Here is a 15,138-nt window from a genome sequence, read left to right as displayed (position 1 = left end):
TCCTTGCCCTGTTTTGTTTCAACAAGGCAATTGCAGTCAAAGTTCCGCGCACCGGTTTTAATATAACGGAGGTTTTCAGGGCAGTGAAGGGTTCAATCTGGGAACTCCCGCTCCCTATTGTGGTACTGGGAGGCATCTATGGCGGATACTTTGTGGTAAGTGAAGCTGCCGCTATCACCGCGACCTATGTGCTTGTGGTGGAGGTATTCATTTACAGGGATATTGAGTGGAGAGATCTGCCGCAGATCATGAAAAAAAGTATGGTGCTGGTAGGGGGGATTCTGATTATCCTGGGGGCAGCCCTCGGTCTGACGAATTATTTAATCGATGCAGAACTCCCCATGAAGACATTGGATTTTCTAAAAGCCCATATTACGAGCCCCTTCCTTTTTCTTATCATGCTCAACTTCTTCCTTTTAGCGGTCGGGTGCATTATGGGCATGTTTCCCGCACTGACCGTTGTGGTTCCTCTTATTACCCCTGTTGCCCAGGCTTATGGGATTCATCCTGTTCACCTCGGGATCATCTTCCTGGCTAATCTGGAGATCGGGGCATCCATACCCCCCCTGGGGATCAACCTTTTCATTTCCAGTATCCGTTTCAACAAACCGATATTAAGCCTTTACTTTGCTTCGCTTCCATTCATCGGTATACTCCTTATCGGGCTTGCGATCATTACCTATCTTCCCTGGTTGAGCCTTGCCTTCTTAAAATAGTTGCAATTAAGCTTGGTCAACTTCCACCACCCCTGAAAAATATCCGTACCAATGCCGCAGTTGTTATTGGTGATCACAATCCTGTCAAGAAAATGTATTTTGTCCCTCTTCAGCGCATCCGAAGGGATTGGCCGGTTACGGTAATCAACAATGCAAGCCATATGGACTGTTTTCTCCGTCCGGAATTTACCGATGAGTTGAAGAAACGGTTTTTCAGGGCGTTTCGGGCAGCAGACTTTCTTCCTTGAATTCCCATTGACACCAACTGTCCGCCGGATGGGAGGCAGGGGGGCAGTATCTGCACGATATCTTCACCCTCGGATCTATCACATTTGCAACATTTTGAAAACCTAATTCAAAGGTAGGGCGGCAGGCAAATTCACTTCTTCCCGATTTTACCCTTGCTTCCTGAGGAGGGCAAATGGTAACTGTTAAGAGGGCTCTATCAACCATTTTTTCGATCTGGTAGCCGAAATTAGGGGCCCAGCTCATAAAATTAATTGCCCTCAGCACAGCGTCAATGCCGCCATTTTCCCGGATATCAAGCATTTCCTTGATCCTTTGCGCCTCCAGCCTTGACGATACCTTCCACATGATAACGTCAAGTTCAAGAGCCTTCTCGGTACCGTATTGTTTTTCCACCTCAGAAAACCACAGGCCGTCACATGTATACCAGTTTCTCGAGTACATCTTTATAAGTTCGATAAGGGTTTCCCTGGGGAGTCTTTCTAATTCCCCCTGAACAGGATTATCCATAATTTCAAAATCTTGCTTTTTTTCACCCATTGCCGATCTCTTTCTAAAATATATAATGTCTGGGCATCATACAGTTTCAGCAAAACATAACGACTTTCTTATATCACTATCTTACCTTGAGCTGAGCCAAAGGAAGCTTCTCCGCCTTCCACCTGACAATATCACCGGCAATACGGTAGACATTTTTAAAACCCTGGCGTGCCATAATACTTACCGTATCGCTGCTACGCCTGCCGGTCCTGCAATAGACCACATATGTCTTAGACTTATTGAGTCCGTCAAGGTCGGCAGCAAATGTCTCAGCATGGTAATTAATATTTACAGCATTTTCTATATGGCCACTTTCAAATTCTTCAGGGGTACGTACATCGAGAATCACAAAATCAGGGTTGTCCCTGTTTGCCCTTATAAATTCGTGGGCATCTTTAGGCTCAAGCACTTTAACAACTGCTGTTGTTTTTTCTTCTCCCGCCGTATTTCGTTGTGTCTGGTCCATCTTGGCGCAGGCAACGGTAAATGCTGCAAGAACCAAACATATTAAAAAAATCTTTCTTAACCCCACATTCTCCTCCTATTTCCCAATTAAAAAAACCGGGACTCTGTTAAGCTGATTATCCTTCATCCAACAGTATTTCTCCCGGAAAAGTGCCACAATCCATTTTGTGATTACTATGACAACTCCAGGGTAATGTAGCGATAATTATATCATATCAAATTTTTCACATGTAAAATAATAGTTGAAGCTGCGCGGTTTTTGCCTGAAGCGAACGACTTTCCGAAAGCTGGTCTTTGCCATTGCCGGCCATCATGTATTATTACAGGCGGCAACAATCTGTTTTTTCCTTGCAAATCAAACAAAATGGAGTATTATGAAAATACAGGGGCCGGTTAATAAGCATCACGTAAATGCAGAATAACTTCAATTCCCAATTGGCTTGAATGCGTTTCAGAAACGATGGAATTCTTACACGATTTACTCCTGTATATTTGTCACTGATAGAGATTAAATGTTATACGGAGAAAGGAGAAGGATTAAATGGAATCACTATTTCAAGGGAAAGAGGGTGAGGTATGGGAAACGTTGCGCAAGCTGAATGATGCGTGGACGAAAGGTGATGGGAAAGACCTTAAAAATTTCTTCCATAAAGACATGGTAGCAATTACGCCAACAGACAGAAATCGACGTGAGGGCAGAGAAGACTGCGTTGCGGGATGGGTCGGTTTCCTATCAATGGCGAAGGTTCATCGTTGGGAGGAGATTGACCCCAAGATCCAAGTCTATGGTGATTCAGCCGTTGTCACGTACTACTTTGATATGGCCTTCGAGACTGGTGGGCAAATAATCGGAATGGGTGGTCGTGATATGTTCGTATTTGTGAAAGAGGATGGCAGGTGGTGGGCTGTGGCTGACCAGTTCTCACCATATCCACAATAATACGGATAACCACCGCTTGCAGCAGCGGATTGCGCACTTTCCTCAAGGGAGAACTGTAACATGATAGAGACGCTTGACATATCGCAGAAGTCAGAGGTTCTGACCGTGTTGAAACAAGCCTTCGCAACACAAACCCCAGGAATGGACACATACAAAGGCAGAACAACCCGTTCTCTCACAGAGTGGGCAAGAGGATAGCAGTTTTTAACAAAACCGTAATAGCAGGAGGAAATATGCCCATTATCACCATTGACCAGGAACGCTGCCGAAAGGACGGTCTCTGTGTCAGCATCTGTCAGAAAGTCCTGTCCTGGGAGGGCAAAGGTTCTTTACCTGTAGTGGCACATGAAGAATCGTGTAACTCCTGCGGCCATTGCGTCATGATATGCCCTTCAGGGGCAATCCGTCAGGTCGACTGTCCGCCGGAAAATATATATCCCGTCCGGAGGAACCTCATACCTTCCTATGAGCAGGTCCGGGAGATGATCGTATCGAGACGTTCCACAAGGACTTTTCAGGAAAGACCGGTCGAAAATGAGATCATCGAGAAGGTGATTGACGGTGCACGGTTCGCACCCAGCGCCAAAAACGCCCAGAGCACCCGGTTCATAGTGGTTCAAGATAAATCCCTTCTTCAGGCCATAGCTTCCAGCACGGCAACATGGCTTGGCAAGGTGGCAAAAAGACTCAAAAACCCTGTCTGGAGGAAACTTTATCTCCTGCGCACAGGGCAGGATGCCGGGACAGTTGCACGATGGGCCAGTCAGTTCGAACATATCCTGGAGAAAATGCGCCAGGATATGGATATTGTTCTCTTTGGAGCGCCTGCACTATTGTTGTTTCATGCAGACAGCACAATCCGTTTTGCCAATGAAAACGCCAATCTTTCTCTTCAGAATGCCACATTTGCCGCCTGCTCTCTCGGACTTGGCAATTTTTATACGGGCTACGTCGTGTTGGCATGCAACAATGATAAAACTATACCGAAACTTCTCGGATTACACGGGAAACACAAGGTATATGGCGGGCTTGCTATAGGATATCCTGAAATAACATTTTCACAATGGATTGACCGGAACCCAGCGAAAATTACGTGGATGTAAATGTTTATAACCTCTGGGCGGCTGGAAAATGGATTGCCATCCATATTGTCTTCTCGCGGCTGTCTGTCCATTCTACCCTGTGGATGGTATGTGCCGGGATAAACAGATAGTCTCCGGGCTTCAACACATTTATCTCTTTATGACCCTTGAAAGACAAACCGGCGCTCCCTGTAAGCATAATAACCCATTCGTCTGTCTCCTGATCATACCATATCCCTTCAGGTGTTGACTGACCTGTGGAGACAATCCTTTCAAGTTTAAAATTACCTTTATCCAATAAGGTTTCAAAAACTTCTTCAGAAACAGAACCCTGAATATCTTCAAAAATGTTTTTAATTTCTATGGCAGTCATTTACGGATGGGGAATCAACTTCTTTAAAACCTCTTCCAATTCTTCCATTTTATAGGGCTTGATCACAGCAGCTTTAAATCCAAACTCTCTGAAATTATCTATAATAGGGTCATCTGTGTACCCTGATGCAATGAGCGCCTTCACATACGGGTCTATTGAAAGCAACTCAAAAAGCGCCTCTTTCCCTCCCATACCCCCTTGAACGGTAAGGTCAAGTATCACTGCGTCAAAGGGAGCATCAAGTTCTCCGGCCTGCTTATAAAGTTCTACCGCCTCTCTGCCGTCTTCCGCACATGCCACTTCATACCCCAGTTTAATAAGCATATTGCTTGTAACAAGCCTCACTTCCTCAACATCGTCCATTACAAGGATCCTTCCTTTTACCGGGATGACTTCCCCTGCAACAACTCCTTCTGCTTCTTTCTTATATGCAGGCAGGTATATTTGGACGGTTGTTCCCACCCCCTGGGAAGATTCTAACAAAATATATCCGGCATGTTTCTTTATTATAGAATATGAAACCGAAAGGCCAAGTCCCATGCCCTTCTGGACGCCCATACCTTTTGTGCTAAAATAAGGGTCAAAGATCTTGCTGAGGTATTCCTCTTTAATCCCTATGCCTTTGTCCTCTATGGAAATCTTTACGTAATCTCCATAAGGCAGCGGAACATTGTCCTTTTGAGTAATCACAACATTTTCAGCACGTATCGTGATTACTCCGCCTGCCGGCATGGCCTCTCTTGAGTTATTCATGATATTGTGAACAACCTGGCGAAGCTGAACTTCATCGGCATGTACCGGATGGAGACTGTCGGATAGAAAATATTTACATTTAATACGGGAACCGCTCAGCACAAACCGTGCAGTGCTTTTTATCACGGGCGCAACAGCTATTATCTTCTTCCAGGGCTCTCCGCCTCTGGAAAACGTAATAAGTTGCTGAGTCAAATCTTTTGCTGCAATCGAGGCGTTTTCGGCATCGGACAATCTCTCTACAGCCTTACTGTCCGGGCTTAAATGCAATTTCGCAAGAGATATGTTGCCCATAATAACCATGAGAAGATTATTGAAATCGTGGGCTATGCCGCCAGCAAGCGTGCCTATGGACTCAAGATTTTTTGATTTAACAAGCTCTTCTTCCATGCGCTTGCGGTAAGTCACATCCCTGACTATAGATTGGGTAAAAACATTGTCTTTAAATTTAAATAGACTGAGACTCACTTCCGCATCAAAAACCGTACCGTCTTGTCTTAAATGCTTCCATTCAAAGAATTGCGGTTCGCCATAAATTGCATTGTTGATCCTTTCAATAGACTTTTCTTTGGAATCCCTTCCGTCCGGCTGTAAAGGAGGCGAAAAGTCATACAACTCTTTTCCGATCATCTCTTCGTTTGTGTACCCGAACATCTCAAGCGTTTTATCATTGCAGTCAACAACCTTGTCCCCATCCAATAAAAAGATCGCATCATTTGCCAGATCAAACAGTGTGCGAAATTTAGCTTCATTCTCTTTCAACGATTCTTCCGCATTTTTGCGTTTCGTAATGTCACGCGCATATTCTATCACCCCATTCATCTCACCTGTATCCATATCTATAAGTGGAAAAGTATACATGTCAAGCCATCTCATTGCATCCTCACCGGAGCTACGTTCCGACATTACCTCATGGGCAGGTTTACCGTTTTCGAATGTCCTCATACTTGGACAAGCTTCACAGGGCTTTTCCTGGCTATGATAGGCTTCGTAACACTTTTTTCCGATAAGGGGCACACTATTTGTATAGTACCGATTCATTGTAGGGTTAACCCGAACGATATTGAAGTCTTTATCAATGACGCTGATGCCGTCCTGTACGCTTGAAAATATATTTGACAGGAAACGCTCGCCATCCCTCAGTCTGTCCTCCATCAGCTTCCGCTCTGTTATATCAATAACGATTGACTGACAGTGGGTAGCATTTCCGGATTCATCAACCAGTTCTGATGTGCGGTCTTCAAACCAGCGGTACTCACCTGATTTTGTTTTTAAACGATACTGCCGAACAAACTCCTGTCCGCCTGGCTGTCTGCATGAAGTATGTTCGGCTTCGAAGCTCGGCATATCCTCCGGGTATATTATATCCGTTAAAAGGACCCGCCCCGAGATAAAATCTTCAGCCGAATAACCAAGATATTTTTGGACATTGTCTGAAACAAACTCAATCGAATGATCCGGAACAATACGCCATACAAACACCACAACAGGTGTACGGTTTATTATCTCCTGGTAATCGTTAAGTCTTTTAATAAGCTTTTGCGGCATTTATCCTGCCTGTAATTAAATATACCCTTACAGCTCCAGCCAGGAATCAGGGTATAGAACCGTAAACCATTATGATTTCTGCATCTTCAAATACGCCGGTATATGTGCCGCTTCTCTCGGCCCCACAAGGATTTCCCATCCCTGAAGCTCTTCTTCGAGGTCGCCGAGGATCATTGCAGCATAACCGGGGATAATCAGCTTCCTATGTGTTACTTTATCGGCAATACCGGACTTTTTTATAAATATGCCTACAATATCACCGGAAAATTTACCTGCGGCCCATGCCGTCATCACCGACAAACCTTCCGTATCCATCACGCAAAGCCAGCTCGGAATCCTCGAATTTTCTATCTCGCCGCTCACTATAAAATATGAAAGGGTAAAATTACATGTAATCAGAACCGGTGAATTCTCATCCGGGTTATTTACAGGGTAGATGCCTTCCTGCGTTGTCATGGGTCTCTGCGGATCCGTATATATGTTCAGCCTCTCGAGGAGAAGCGGAAAGATGCTTTCGCCTTCAAAATCACTCATAACGATAATCCCTGCATATTTAGCAATAAAGCATGAGGCGATAAGCGTTTCCTTCATCAGGTCGCCGGTCATTTCCGCAGGAAAAACAATAGTCGGGAATCCAAGCGGTTTATACTTACTCATGATGGCTGCACGCCTGATAATCAACTGTTCCTGAAAGCTCTCTCTTATTGTTCGTGTTGAAGTGTCTATTACAAGGTCTTTAAGCCCCATGCCAATAAGTTTCCCCGTCAAGTCCGCCACTCCCTCCATACCCTGTCCGGCTACGGCAAGCGGGCAGGCATATTCCTTTGCAAGCTCGCCGAAGGCCTCGTAATTATCTTTAGTTGCAGCGTATATGAGGGGTTTCCTGTCTTTTGCAATGTCAAGGGCAGCTTTCATAAAAGATTGATCAGAGGACATGAGAATTATGCTGTACGGCTCTTTGCAGGCCTTTTTTACAAGGTTAATAAATCTTTCCCTATTGCCCGTCTCCTTCAATGCAACAAGCTCTGGTCTCAGCGTCAGGCCAACCCGTTCATACTGAAGAAAAGCGAGCTTTGCAAATCTACTCTCCACTTCCCCGTCATCCATGCAGTCAGTTATAAGGATTGCAAGACCAGGTTTATTAATAAATGTCCTCTCATGCCTGAACAAAACCGTTTCGCCGCCGGTCTTTACCTCAAAATCCCCTGCCCCTATCGTCAACTGCCTTATCGGGGGGGCACTCGCATCAGACAACTGTTCCTTCGCATCATCAGCCACATAAGGACATGCGTCGAGTTCAGCCTTGGCGGATGCCAGCGCCATTGCAAAGGCCAGGCAGGTAGGAAGCTTGCATTCTCCGCAATTTGTCTTGGGAAGAAGCTTGAAAATCTGTATCCCCGTAAGCGCCATTCTATTCTCCTTAATAGTATAATTTTAGAAGTTTCTACATTATAGGATACTACAATGTATGAAGCAAGCTCATTTATATATAATGTATATGATGTTCCATCTTTGCTTCTTTATTGCCTTTTTGTAAACTTTTCAATGGCCGTCATATATTCATTCGTAGCAAGCATCATCAGGTCATTATGGCCGGCATTAGGTACAAAGAGCGAGACCTTCTCCGAAGCCCCGGATAGTGCATAAAGCGCCCTACCCTCCGTGGACGGGATAATCTCGTCCTCTTCCCCGTGAATAATCAAAGTGGGGATGGTTACTTCCTTTATCTTCAGGTCATTACCGAAACCGACAGGCTCTTCTCCTTCTTTGAGCAGGTGAAGGGCGCCCAGCCTTCCAAACTGATTTCTGGCAACGGCAAAACCACTTTCCACAATCAATCCTTTTAATTTTTCATGGTAATAATAGGCCACTTCAAGAGCAGGGGCACTTCCTAAGGATCTGCCCATTACAAAAAGATCACCGGTGTATTCCTGATCACGAAGCAAAGTCACAAAACCATGAAAGGTCGGATGGGCATCATTCACCATGCTGCTACAGGTGGGTCTGCCTCCGCTGTATCCATACCCACGATAATCAGCCACAAAAAGATTTATCCCCCGCTGCCAATAAAGCGGTGCAATATAGTCGTAATCGAGGCATGTCTCACCATTTCCGTGAAAATATAAAATATTGGGGCCATCTTTTTGTATTGGGTAAAACCGGCAGCCAATAGAAACGCCTTCTTCCACCTCAAAAAGAGGGCTTAGCACATTCGGCAGTCTCAGGCCTTCCACGGATCCCTTGCATGGGAAAAAAAGCCGGCAAAGAATCTCCGGGTGATCCATCTGTTCTGTGCCTTTTTTAAAGTCTATCATACACACCCTCTCCTCAGTAGATTATCGTAACGCTAAAACTCTTTAATATGAGAATACGATGGAACACAACACCGGAGAACAACATCCCTGTTGTCACCCTATAATGACACTTTAACAGAAGTCTTTCTAATTACGGATTTTTTCCATCTTCCGGAAAAGTAATAAATAAGACTGATTATCATTGTTATTACAAAGCTCAGCGACATGGCAATCCATATCCCTGTAAGGCCAAGCCAGGTCTTTGACAAAAGCCATGCTAACGGTACCCTTATTGCCCACAGCGACAGAAAGGTAAAAAACATCGTTATAATTGTATGGCCTGCACCGTTTACAACACCGTTTGATATGGACATTATCGCAAAACATACATAGCAGGAACCTACGATGCGCATATAGGCGATACCTATATCCATAACGTTAACGTCATTCCCGAGGCCGAACATGATAAGTATCGGTCTGGCGAGAAAAACCACAATAAGCGATATAAAAATAGTTATAGATGAGGTCATTACATTTCCCCATTTAAATATTTCTTTTATCCTCTCGGGTTTCCCCGCGCCAAGGTTTTGTCCTGTCAGGGCAGAGACCGCCATGCCCATAGACATTGCAGGCAGGAAAACAAACATATCTATCCGCCCGACGGCGCCGAAGGCGTTTGTGGCCGCACTGCCGAAGCCATTAACAAAGGTTGTTATGAACATTACGCTGAGGGAAACAAGGGACTGCTGGGCTACTGACGGAAGGCCTATCTTAACAATCAGAGAGGTTATGTGCTTGTCGAAGATGAGTTTTTTCAGATTGAACGCTATCATTTTATCTTTTTTGTTGAGGTAAATAATGCTTATTGCTAATGATACAGCCTGCGATATTAATGTCGCATAGGCGGCTCCGTTAAGACCATTTAAGGGAAAAGGACCGAAACCTCCGATGAAAAACGGATCAATAATCGCATTCATTCCCATGCTTATGCATGAAAATGCCAGGGGGATCACTGTATTACCAATGCCCCTGAGTATGGAATGTATGAGAAAATCCATATAAAGAAGGGTAAAACCGGCCAAGTTTATTTTGAGATAGCTTGACGCCATGGCAAAATTCTCCGGCGGCGTTTCCATAAGCCTTAGAAGAAAATCGCTTGAAAGTATGCCTGTAATTGTAAAAAATGCTCCGATTATCAATGATAATAAGAATGAATTGTTTACCACCTTTTCAACCATGTCGTATTTTTTTGCCCCGTAATACTGTGCTACAAGTATCGTCGTTGCCAGCGACATACCGATAAAAATCCCTATTAGTATGAAAATGATGGGAAAGCTGACGCCCACCGCTCCAACAGCATCCTTTCCTACCAGATGCCCGACCCATATGATATTGATTATATGGTAGCTTGTTCTTGCCAGATTGCCTATCAGCATAGGGATTGAGTAAGCCAGGATGTGTCCGGGAATACTTCCTGTTGTTAAATCTTTTCCTAATTTTTTATTCGGGGGTGGTGAGGTCAAATCTTTATCCTTGCCTGGTTCGATGGTCTCATTCTTCCGGTTCTATAACCCGAGCCGACTCATTTCCACATTTCCTGGACGTGCAATGCAAGAGGCAGAGAAGTACAGGGAGTACTCGTCTATCTTATCTTCATCGTAGTCCATTTATTCTCCTAAGTCGAAGCATGGATCGGCGAGATGCCGGTTTATGGCCGATTAGCTGCATGGCATGGTTATCCGTTTTTCTTTACAATATACTGAACCCCGTCGATTTCCTTAAAGTCGGAATCTTGAGTCCATATGGTTGCTCCGTATACACGTGCGGTTGCCAATATAATACTGTCAGCCATGGGCAAATGATGGTCAATACTGATTTTTGCTGCCAGAATGGATATATTTGACGTGAGGTCTACCACATACCCCTGCTGCATAAGAGCTATCGATTGGAGGGCATCTGATTCGCTACGCTGGCGGCAAACAACCTTGAATACCTCATAGATTGTGATGGTAGGGACAACAAGGTCTGCTGTTTCTTGAAGAGGCATGGAAAAGAAGGAGGCGTTGGGACCATCGGAAAAGTATTCAAGCCAGCCTGAAGAATCGACTATGTTCATAATCTATCAGGCTCTCTTTCTACCGTTGTATCTATTCCCTTGAGGAACCCTTTCATCTCCGATATTTTTCTCAAAGGAATCATCTCGATTCTGTTACCATAGACAACCATCTGAACCTTTTGTCCTGGCGTTAGCTTCAAGGTATCTCGAAGTTTTTTTGGAATCACAACCTGAAACTTTGGGGATATCTTAACTACTTCCATACTTAGTCTCCATCGATAGTTGTTTCGTAATATTATAGCGGGTATTGTATGGCATTACAAGTAGTTGTTTCTTATTTTATGGATAACACCAGTGTCAGCCAGAGGCCGCAGTTTGGGCAATTGGCTGCATGGCATTGAAACTTTTTTATCATGTCTTTTAGCTTTATCGTCTCTGTTTCCCATGTCTTTGTGCTACATTCCATCTTCTACCCTTTGGCTTGTTTCCTCCTTTCATCTACCCCTCTTTTGAAGAAGTGTTTCTATGGATAGGGTAATTTGCTCTCACATTGAGAGCAAAAAGACTACACGTTCTAAACCAAGTCCAGTATTGGGTTTGCAGAGATTTCCTGTTTTACACCAACAGTTGGTGTAAACGTCTCGGATACAGAATCCGCAATCGCCCGGTACCGTTGCCAATGACGTATCCGGGTTAATTTTTTAAGTTGTCCCCTTCGCCCCCTGACAAGCCTTTCGGTGTATTCATTATTTTGGGGGCAGATCACTATGAAGTGCGGCGGCATAGCTGTCAAGTGCAGCGCTCTCGTTGGGGATTTGAGTTTGTTTTATCAAAATCGTTTTTTATAGTTTTTAACCACTTCTCTGCCTTGTTCGGTATATCTTTCCTCAGCATCTCTGATCTTATCCAATCCCGCAAGATTAAAAAATTCATAGAAATTCATCATCCTATCGCTAAAGCTTTCATAATCGAGAGTACGTTGAAATTCCTCGAAAAAGTCTTTCAGTGCTTTTGTAATAATACATGAAGAGACGGCAGGGTATGCTGCAACACTATATCCTATTTCTTGCAACTGTCGTGGAGTAAGAATTGGTGTTTTTGCACCTAAAATAATATTTGCCATATGTGGTGCATCAATTTCGCTGGTAATCTTACGCATTTGCTCGACAGATTCAGGTGCTTCAACAAAAATTAAATCAGCGCCTGCTTCACGATATATATTACCCCTATCAATGGCCGCATTGATGCCATCAACAGCAATGGCATCAATCCTCGCCGCAATCACAAAATCCGGATCTTTACGTGCATCAACGGCTGCTATCAGTTTTGCAGCCATCTCTTCTGCGGGGATTAGTTGTTTGCCCGCCGTGTGTCCACAACGCTTTGGAGATACTTGATCTTCTATAAAAAGTCCTGCGGCCCCAGCTCTTTCAAATAGTTGAACAGTACGGACTACATTCGTGACATTTCCGTGACCCGTATCTCCATCGGCAAATACAGGTATGTCAACAGCATCTGCAATTTTTTGTGTCCAGTCTGTTAACTCAGTCAATGTGGCTAAATCTAAATCAGGTTTGCCTAGAATATGAATTCCGGATGCACCACCCCTTGTAATGGCCTTAAAACCAGCATTTTGCGCAATTATAGCAGATAACGCATCGGGAACCCCGGGCATTATAAGTATTTCATCATCAAGAACATAGTTTTTAAATAGTGTAGTCTTTTTCATTTACAACCTCCTGTTATCAGTTAATTAGCACGCCGACATATGGATCAACCAGAGGCCCGCTTTGTGGCCGATTAGCTGGATTGCCTTGCTGGAACGCTTCTATGCCTTTTTTTTATTCTTCTCTCGCTTTCCGGGGGGAGGAAAATCAGTGATTCTGTCACCAGTTTTATGAGCCCTCTCTTTCCCTAACGGAATATCCAGGGGGCATTTTTCATGGGGTTTCCAAATTTTCATTCACAGTGAATGAAAAAAGTATTAATGCTCCAAACCAAGGCCAGTTCTTGCTTTGCTAAGAATTAACCTTTTTCTGTAACTGTTACAGAAAATGTTGCGGACACAGTGTCCGCAGGTTCCAGCCATCGTCGGTCATTGACTCTCCGTCTTCAATAATACCTTTGTTTCAAGAGTTATTTAACTTTAGTTGTCCCCTTCTCCCCTTGGTTGTTAAGTTTCCGGCTTATCCGCTTTTTTTACAGTCTTACGCATTATGTTTGCAAGGGTTGGCTTTGGCTGGGTGAGCATGTGTCTCATTGCGCCTGCAAACATTTCAGGCGTTACACCCGGTGCGTGCCCATGAGTTCCCTCTACGAATTCAATTTCAGGAAAGTTTTCCTTAAGTATTTTGAAGTATCTCTCTTTGAAGGGGCACAGGAGTTTGACGCATGTTGCAAAATGAATGGCGTTGACCCCCAGTTCAGTTAATGATTTGATACGGTTAATAAGCTTCTCCGGGGCATGTGCAGTGGGACAGCCGGAACAGTTTATTATTCCTGCAAGCACTGCTTTATCGCCCCTTTGTGCGTACCGGGTAAATTCACCAGCGCCTTCATTTAGATCCTGGAAACAAAGATATGACGAACATCCCAAATCCTGTGTTGCGTTAGAGCAGGTTAAAATACCGATTCTTGCCATCTTACCTCCTTTTTATGAGTGATATGCCGGCTGTTATGAATTATTCACCGGCATCGAATGCCTGTTGTATTGTCTATTTTAAATTATAATATATTTTTTGATGTGTAAACAAATCATCAAGAAAAATTAACATGGAGAACTAATAAATTAATAACCGGCCATAAGGGGGGTCCTTTTTCACGGTATTTTCATATTTTCATTCACATTGAATGAAAATAGTATTAATGCTCCAAACCTAAGCCAGCATTGGCTTTACAGAGATTACAGGTTCAGTAGCAACGTTTGCTACCAATGTTGCGTACACATTGTCCGCAGTTCCAAACCTCCATCGGTAATTGACTCTCCGTATTCAATGACACCTCTATTTTAAAAATGTTATTTATTTTTTAAGGAACGTCTCCTTCGATCCCCCCAACGACTGGTTGGGCCACATATACCGACCAAGGCTTGATCTTCTTTAATGATGGACCAAGGGTGCGCTCTGCAACCTCTGTGTCGTGGGCAGCCTGAGCACGCAACCAATAGCCATTAGATAGCCCGAAGAACCGGCATAACCGTAAATCGGTATCGGCAGTAATTGAACGCTTACCTGCGATTATCTCACTGATACGTTGAGCGGGAACCCCGATTTCCTTGGCCAAACGATATTGACTGAGAGACATGGGTTTCAGAAACTCCTCTAAAAGAATTTCTCCGGGAGTGACGGGTTCAAGCTTTTTCATTATGAATTCTCCTTAGTGGTAATCAACGATTTCCACATTTTCTGCACCTGCGTCGGTCCAACGGAAGCAGACACACCACTGATCATTAATACGAATACTATACTGACCGGAACGATTCCCCTTTAGCACTTCGAGATGATTACCTGGTGGAATCCGAAGATCATCGAGTCGACCAGCAATTTCTGTCTGCCTCAGTTTTCGACGTGCAACCCTGGCAATATTTGCGAACTGCCTGACGGCATCACCTTTTGAAAGTGCTTCAGTATATTAGCATTTAAACGATTTGATCATGTTATCCTATGGTAACGCTTATCGTGATTAACGTCAAGCATGATTATTGAGACCCAACAAAAAGCTGACCCAGAGGCAACGTTCTTTGTTGCCGAATGGCTCCAGCGTCTGGTTGGGCAAGCTCCTTTTTTTCTGGGTTTTTCGTATCAATTAAACCTCAGTTATTTAATTTTTAAGATATCCCCTACGTCCCGCTGAGGTCAGGAGGTCTGAACCTTTTTTTACCTTTTTGTACTCAAATAAAAACATATTTCAAAAGGTTTCCAAGTTGGTGTTCACAGTGAACACCAACAATACTTAATTGTTCAAACAAAAGCCTGTATTGGCTTTACAGAGATTTCTCTCTTTGCTCTCAATGTGAGAGCAAACGCTACGGACACTGTGTCTGTAATCACCGAAAATGATCCAAAAATGAATTTCTTTTCCATAATTTGGTCCAACATGGGCGTCAGCCGGAGCCTGGTGTCCCGG

The 15,138-nt window shown here is 44.0% G+C and carries 17 protein-coding genes and 1 pseudogene; 4 read left to right on the top strand and 14 right to left on the bottom strand.

Features of this window, described 5'->3' with window-relative positions:
• On the top strand, positions 1 to 716 hold a 716-nt coding region (locus NT178_15245), incomplete at its 5' end, for a TRAP transporter large permease subunit (GenBank protein ID MCX5813883.1).
• Here the strand turns inward: NT178_15245 and NT178_15240 are convergent.
• From NT178_15240 to NT178_15230, 3 genes are all read right to left on the bottom strand, one after another.
• Positions 680 to 877 carry a hypothetical protein gene (locus NT178_15240; protein MCX5813882.1) on the bottom strand — a complete coding sequence of 66 codons (198 nt, stop codon included), beginning with the start codon at positions 875 to 877 and terminating at the stop codon, positions 680 to 682. The two genes, NT178_15245 and NT178_15240, sit on opposite strands and share 37 nt — an antisense overlap.
• 52 nt (positions 878 to 929) lie before the next feature.
• Positions 930 to 1,502: a DUF6125 family protein gene (locus tag NT178_15235; GenBank protein MCX5813881.1), complete on the bottom strand. Its 573-nt coding sequence runs from the start codon at positions 1,500 to 1,502 to the stop codon at positions 930 to 932.
• A gap of 76 nt (positions 1,503 to 1,578) precedes the next feature.
• The gene (locus NT178_15230) at positions 1,579 to 2,034 is read right to left on the bottom strand and encodes a rhodanese-like domain-containing protein (GenBank protein MCX5813880.1); all 456 of its coding nucleotides are present in this window, start codon (positions 2,032 to 2,034) and stop codon (positions 1,579 to 1,581) included.
• A gap of 474 nt (positions 2,035 to 2,508) precedes the next feature.
• On the opposite strand from NT178_15230, the gene NT178_15225 reads away from it, so the two are divergent.
• Genes NT178_15225 through NT178_15215 form a run of 3 tightly spaced genes read left to right on the top strand, consistent with a single transcriptional unit; the run spans position 2,509 to position 4,010 of the window.
• Positions 2,509 to 2,907, top strand: a complete 399-nt coding sequence (locus NT178_15225) for a nuclear transport factor 2 family protein (GenBank protein ID MCX5813879.1) — start codon at positions 2,509 to 2,511, stop codon at positions 2,905 to 2,907.
• Between the two features lie 60 nt (positions 2,908 to 2,967).
• Positions 2,968 to 3,105 carry a hypothetical protein gene (locus NT178_15220; GenBank protein MCX5813878.1) on the top strand — a complete coding sequence of 46 codons (138 nt, stop codon included), beginning with the start codon at positions 2,968 to 2,970 and terminating at the stop codon, positions 3,103 to 3,105.
• A 35-nt stretch (positions 3,106 to 3,140) separates the two neighbouring features.
• A complete protein-coding gene (locus NT178_15215) occupies positions 3,141 to 4,010 on the top strand; it encodes a nitroreductase family protein (protein ID MCX5813877.1) in 870 nt (289 codons plus the stop codon).
• A 4-nt stretch (positions 4,011 to 4,014) separates the two neighbouring features.
• Here the strand turns inward: NT178_15215 and NT178_15210 are convergent, their stop codons facing one another.
• The 11 genes and pseudogenes from NT178_15210 to NT178_15160 all read right to left on the bottom strand — a co-directional run bounded on the left by NT178_15210 (position 4,015) and on the right by NT178_15160 (position 14,667).
• On the bottom strand, positions 4,015 to 4,362 hold the full coding sequence (locus NT178_15210) for a cupin domain-containing protein (GenBank protein ID MCX5813876.1): 348 nt from the start codon (positions 4,360 to 4,362) through the stop codon (positions 4,015 to 4,017).
• Positions 4,363 to 6,663, bottom strand: a complete 2,301-nt coding sequence (locus NT178_15205) for a PAS domain S-box protein (GenBank protein ID MCX5813875.1) — start codon at positions 6,661 to 6,663, stop codon at positions 4,363 to 4,365.
• A 69-nt stretch (positions 6,664 to 6,732) separates the two neighbouring features.
• Complete coding sequence (gene acsC, locus NT178_15200; protein ID MCX5813874.1) at positions 6,733 to 8,073, bottom strand: acetyl-CoA decarbonylase/synthase complex subunit gamma; 1,341 nt, start codon at positions 8,071 to 8,073, stop codon at positions 6,733 to 6,735.
• Positions 8,074 to 8,183: 110 nt separating this feature from the next.
• The gene (locus NT178_15195; protein ID MCX5813873.1) at positions 8,184 to 8,978 is read right to left on the bottom strand and encodes an alpha/beta hydrolase; all 795 of its coding nucleotides are present in this window, start codon (positions 8,976 to 8,978) and stop codon (positions 8,184 to 8,186) included.
• A 98-nt stretch (positions 8,979 to 9,076) separates the two neighbouring features.
• Positions 9,077 to 10,480 (bottom strand): MATE family efflux transporter, encoded by a 1,404-nt coding sequence (locus tag NT178_15190; GenBank protein MCX5813872.1) that lies wholly within the window; start codon positions 10,478 to 10,480, stop codon positions 9,077 to 9,079.
• 212 nt (positions 10,481 to 10,692) lie between these two features.
• Positions 10,693 to 11,073, bottom strand: coding sequence for a type II toxin-antitoxin system VapC family toxin (locus tag NT178_15185; protein MCX5813871.1), 381 nt, complete (start codon positions 11,071 to 11,073; stop codon positions 10,693 to 10,695).
• Entirely contained in the window at positions 11,070 to 11,276 is a 207-nt protein-coding gene (locus tag NT178_15180) for an AbrB/MazE/SpoVT family DNA-binding domain-containing protein (GenBank protein ID MCX5813870.1), read from the bottom strand. The genes NT178_15185 and NT178_15180 overlap by 4 nt, the downstream gene beginning before the upstream one ends.
• Before the next feature lie 566 nt (positions 11,277 to 11,842).
• Positions 11,843 to 12,742, bottom strand: coding sequence for an oxaloacetate decarboxylase (locus tag NT178_15175; GenBank protein MCX5813869.1), 900 nt, complete (start codon positions 12,740 to 12,742; stop codon positions 11,843 to 11,845).
• A 444-nt stretch (positions 12,743 to 13,186) separates the two neighbouring features.
• Entirely contained in the window at positions 13,187 to 13,654 is a 468-nt protein-coding gene (locus tag NT178_15170; protein MCX5813868.1) for a CGGC domain-containing protein, read from the bottom strand.
• A gap of 386 nt (positions 13,655 to 14,040) precedes the next feature.
• The gene (locus NT178_15165) at positions 14,041 to 14,376 is read right to left on the bottom strand and encodes a HigA family addiction module antitoxin (GenBank protein MCX5813867.1); all 336 of its coding nucleotides are present in this window, start codon (positions 14,374 to 14,376) and stop codon (positions 14,041 to 14,043) included.
• A gap of 12 nt (positions 14,377 to 14,388) precedes the next feature.
• Positions 14,389 to 14,667 (bottom strand): annotated as a pseudogene (locus NT178_15160) (type II toxin-antitoxin system RelE/ParE family toxin).
• Between the last annotated feature and the right edge of the window lie 471 nt (positions 14,668 to 15,138).

Source organism: Pseudomonadota bacterium (assembly GCA_026388255.1).
GTDB lineage: Bacteria > Desulfobacterota > Syntrophorhabdia > Syntrophorhabdales > Syntrophorhabdaceae > JAPLKB01.
The sequence above is the reverse complement of the archived record's forward strand: the minus strand, read 5'-3'. Positions and strand labels throughout refer to the sequence as shown.

What these genes read in the sequence shown, in the direction of transcription:
- NT178_15240 (MCX5813882.1), bottom strand. Translation starts at nt 877, where the DNA reads ATGGCTTGCATTGTTGATTACCGTAACCGGCCAATCCCTTCGGATGCG.
- NT178_15235 (MCX5813881.1), bottom strand. Translation starts at nt 1,502, where the DNA reads ATGGGTGAAAAAAAGCAAGATTTTGAAATTATGGATAATCCTGTTCAG.
- NT178_15225 (MCX5813879.1), top strand. Translation starts at nt 2,509, where the DNA reads ATGGAATCACTATTTCAAGGGAAAGAGGGTGAGGTATGGGAAACGTTG.
- NT178_15220 (MCX5813878.1), top strand. Translation starts at nt 2,968, where the DNA reads ATGATAGAGACGCTTGACATATCGCAGAAGTCAGAGGTTCTGACCGTG.
- NT178_15215 (MCX5813877.1), top strand. Translation starts at nt 3,141, where the DNA reads ATGCCCATTATCACCATTGACCAGGAACGCTGCCGAAAGGACGGTCTC.
- NT178_15210 (MCX5813876.1), bottom strand. Translation starts at nt 4,362, where the DNA reads ATGACTGCCATAGAAATTAAAAACATTTTTGAAGATATTCAGGGTTCT.
- NT178_15205 (MCX5813875.1), bottom strand. Translation starts at nt 6,663, where the DNA reads ATGCCGCAAAAGCTTATTAAAAGACTTAACGATTACCAGGAGATAATA.
- acsC (MCX5813874.1), bottom strand. Translation starts at nt 8,073, where the DNA reads ATGGCGCTTACGGGGATACAGATTTTCAAGCTTCTTCCCAAGACAAAT.
- NT178_15195 (MCX5813873.1), bottom strand. Translation starts at nt 8,978, where the DNA reads ATGATAGACTTTAAAAAAGGCACAGAACAGATGGATCACCCGGAGATT.
- NT178_15185 (MCX5813871.1), bottom strand. Translation starts at nt 11,073, where the DNA reads ATGAACATAGTCGATTCTTCAGGCTGGCTTGAATACTTTTCCGATGGT.
- NT178_15180 (MCX5813870.1), bottom strand. Translation starts at nt 11,276, where the DNA reads ATGGAAGTAGTTAAGATATCCCCAAAGTTTCAGGTTGTGATTCCAAAA.
- NT178_15175 (MCX5813869.1), bottom strand. Translation starts at nt 12,742, where the DNA reads ATGAAAAAGACTACACTATTTAAAAACTATGTTCTTGATGATGAAATA.
- NT178_15170 (MCX5813868.1), bottom strand. Translation starts at nt 13,654, where the DNA reads ATGGCAAGAATCGGTATTTTAACCTGCTCTAACGCAACACAGGATTTG.
- NT178_15165 (MCX5813867.1), bottom strand. Translation starts at nt 14,376, where the DNA reads ATGAAAAAGCTTGAACCCGTCACTCCCGGAGAAATTCTTTTAGAGGAG.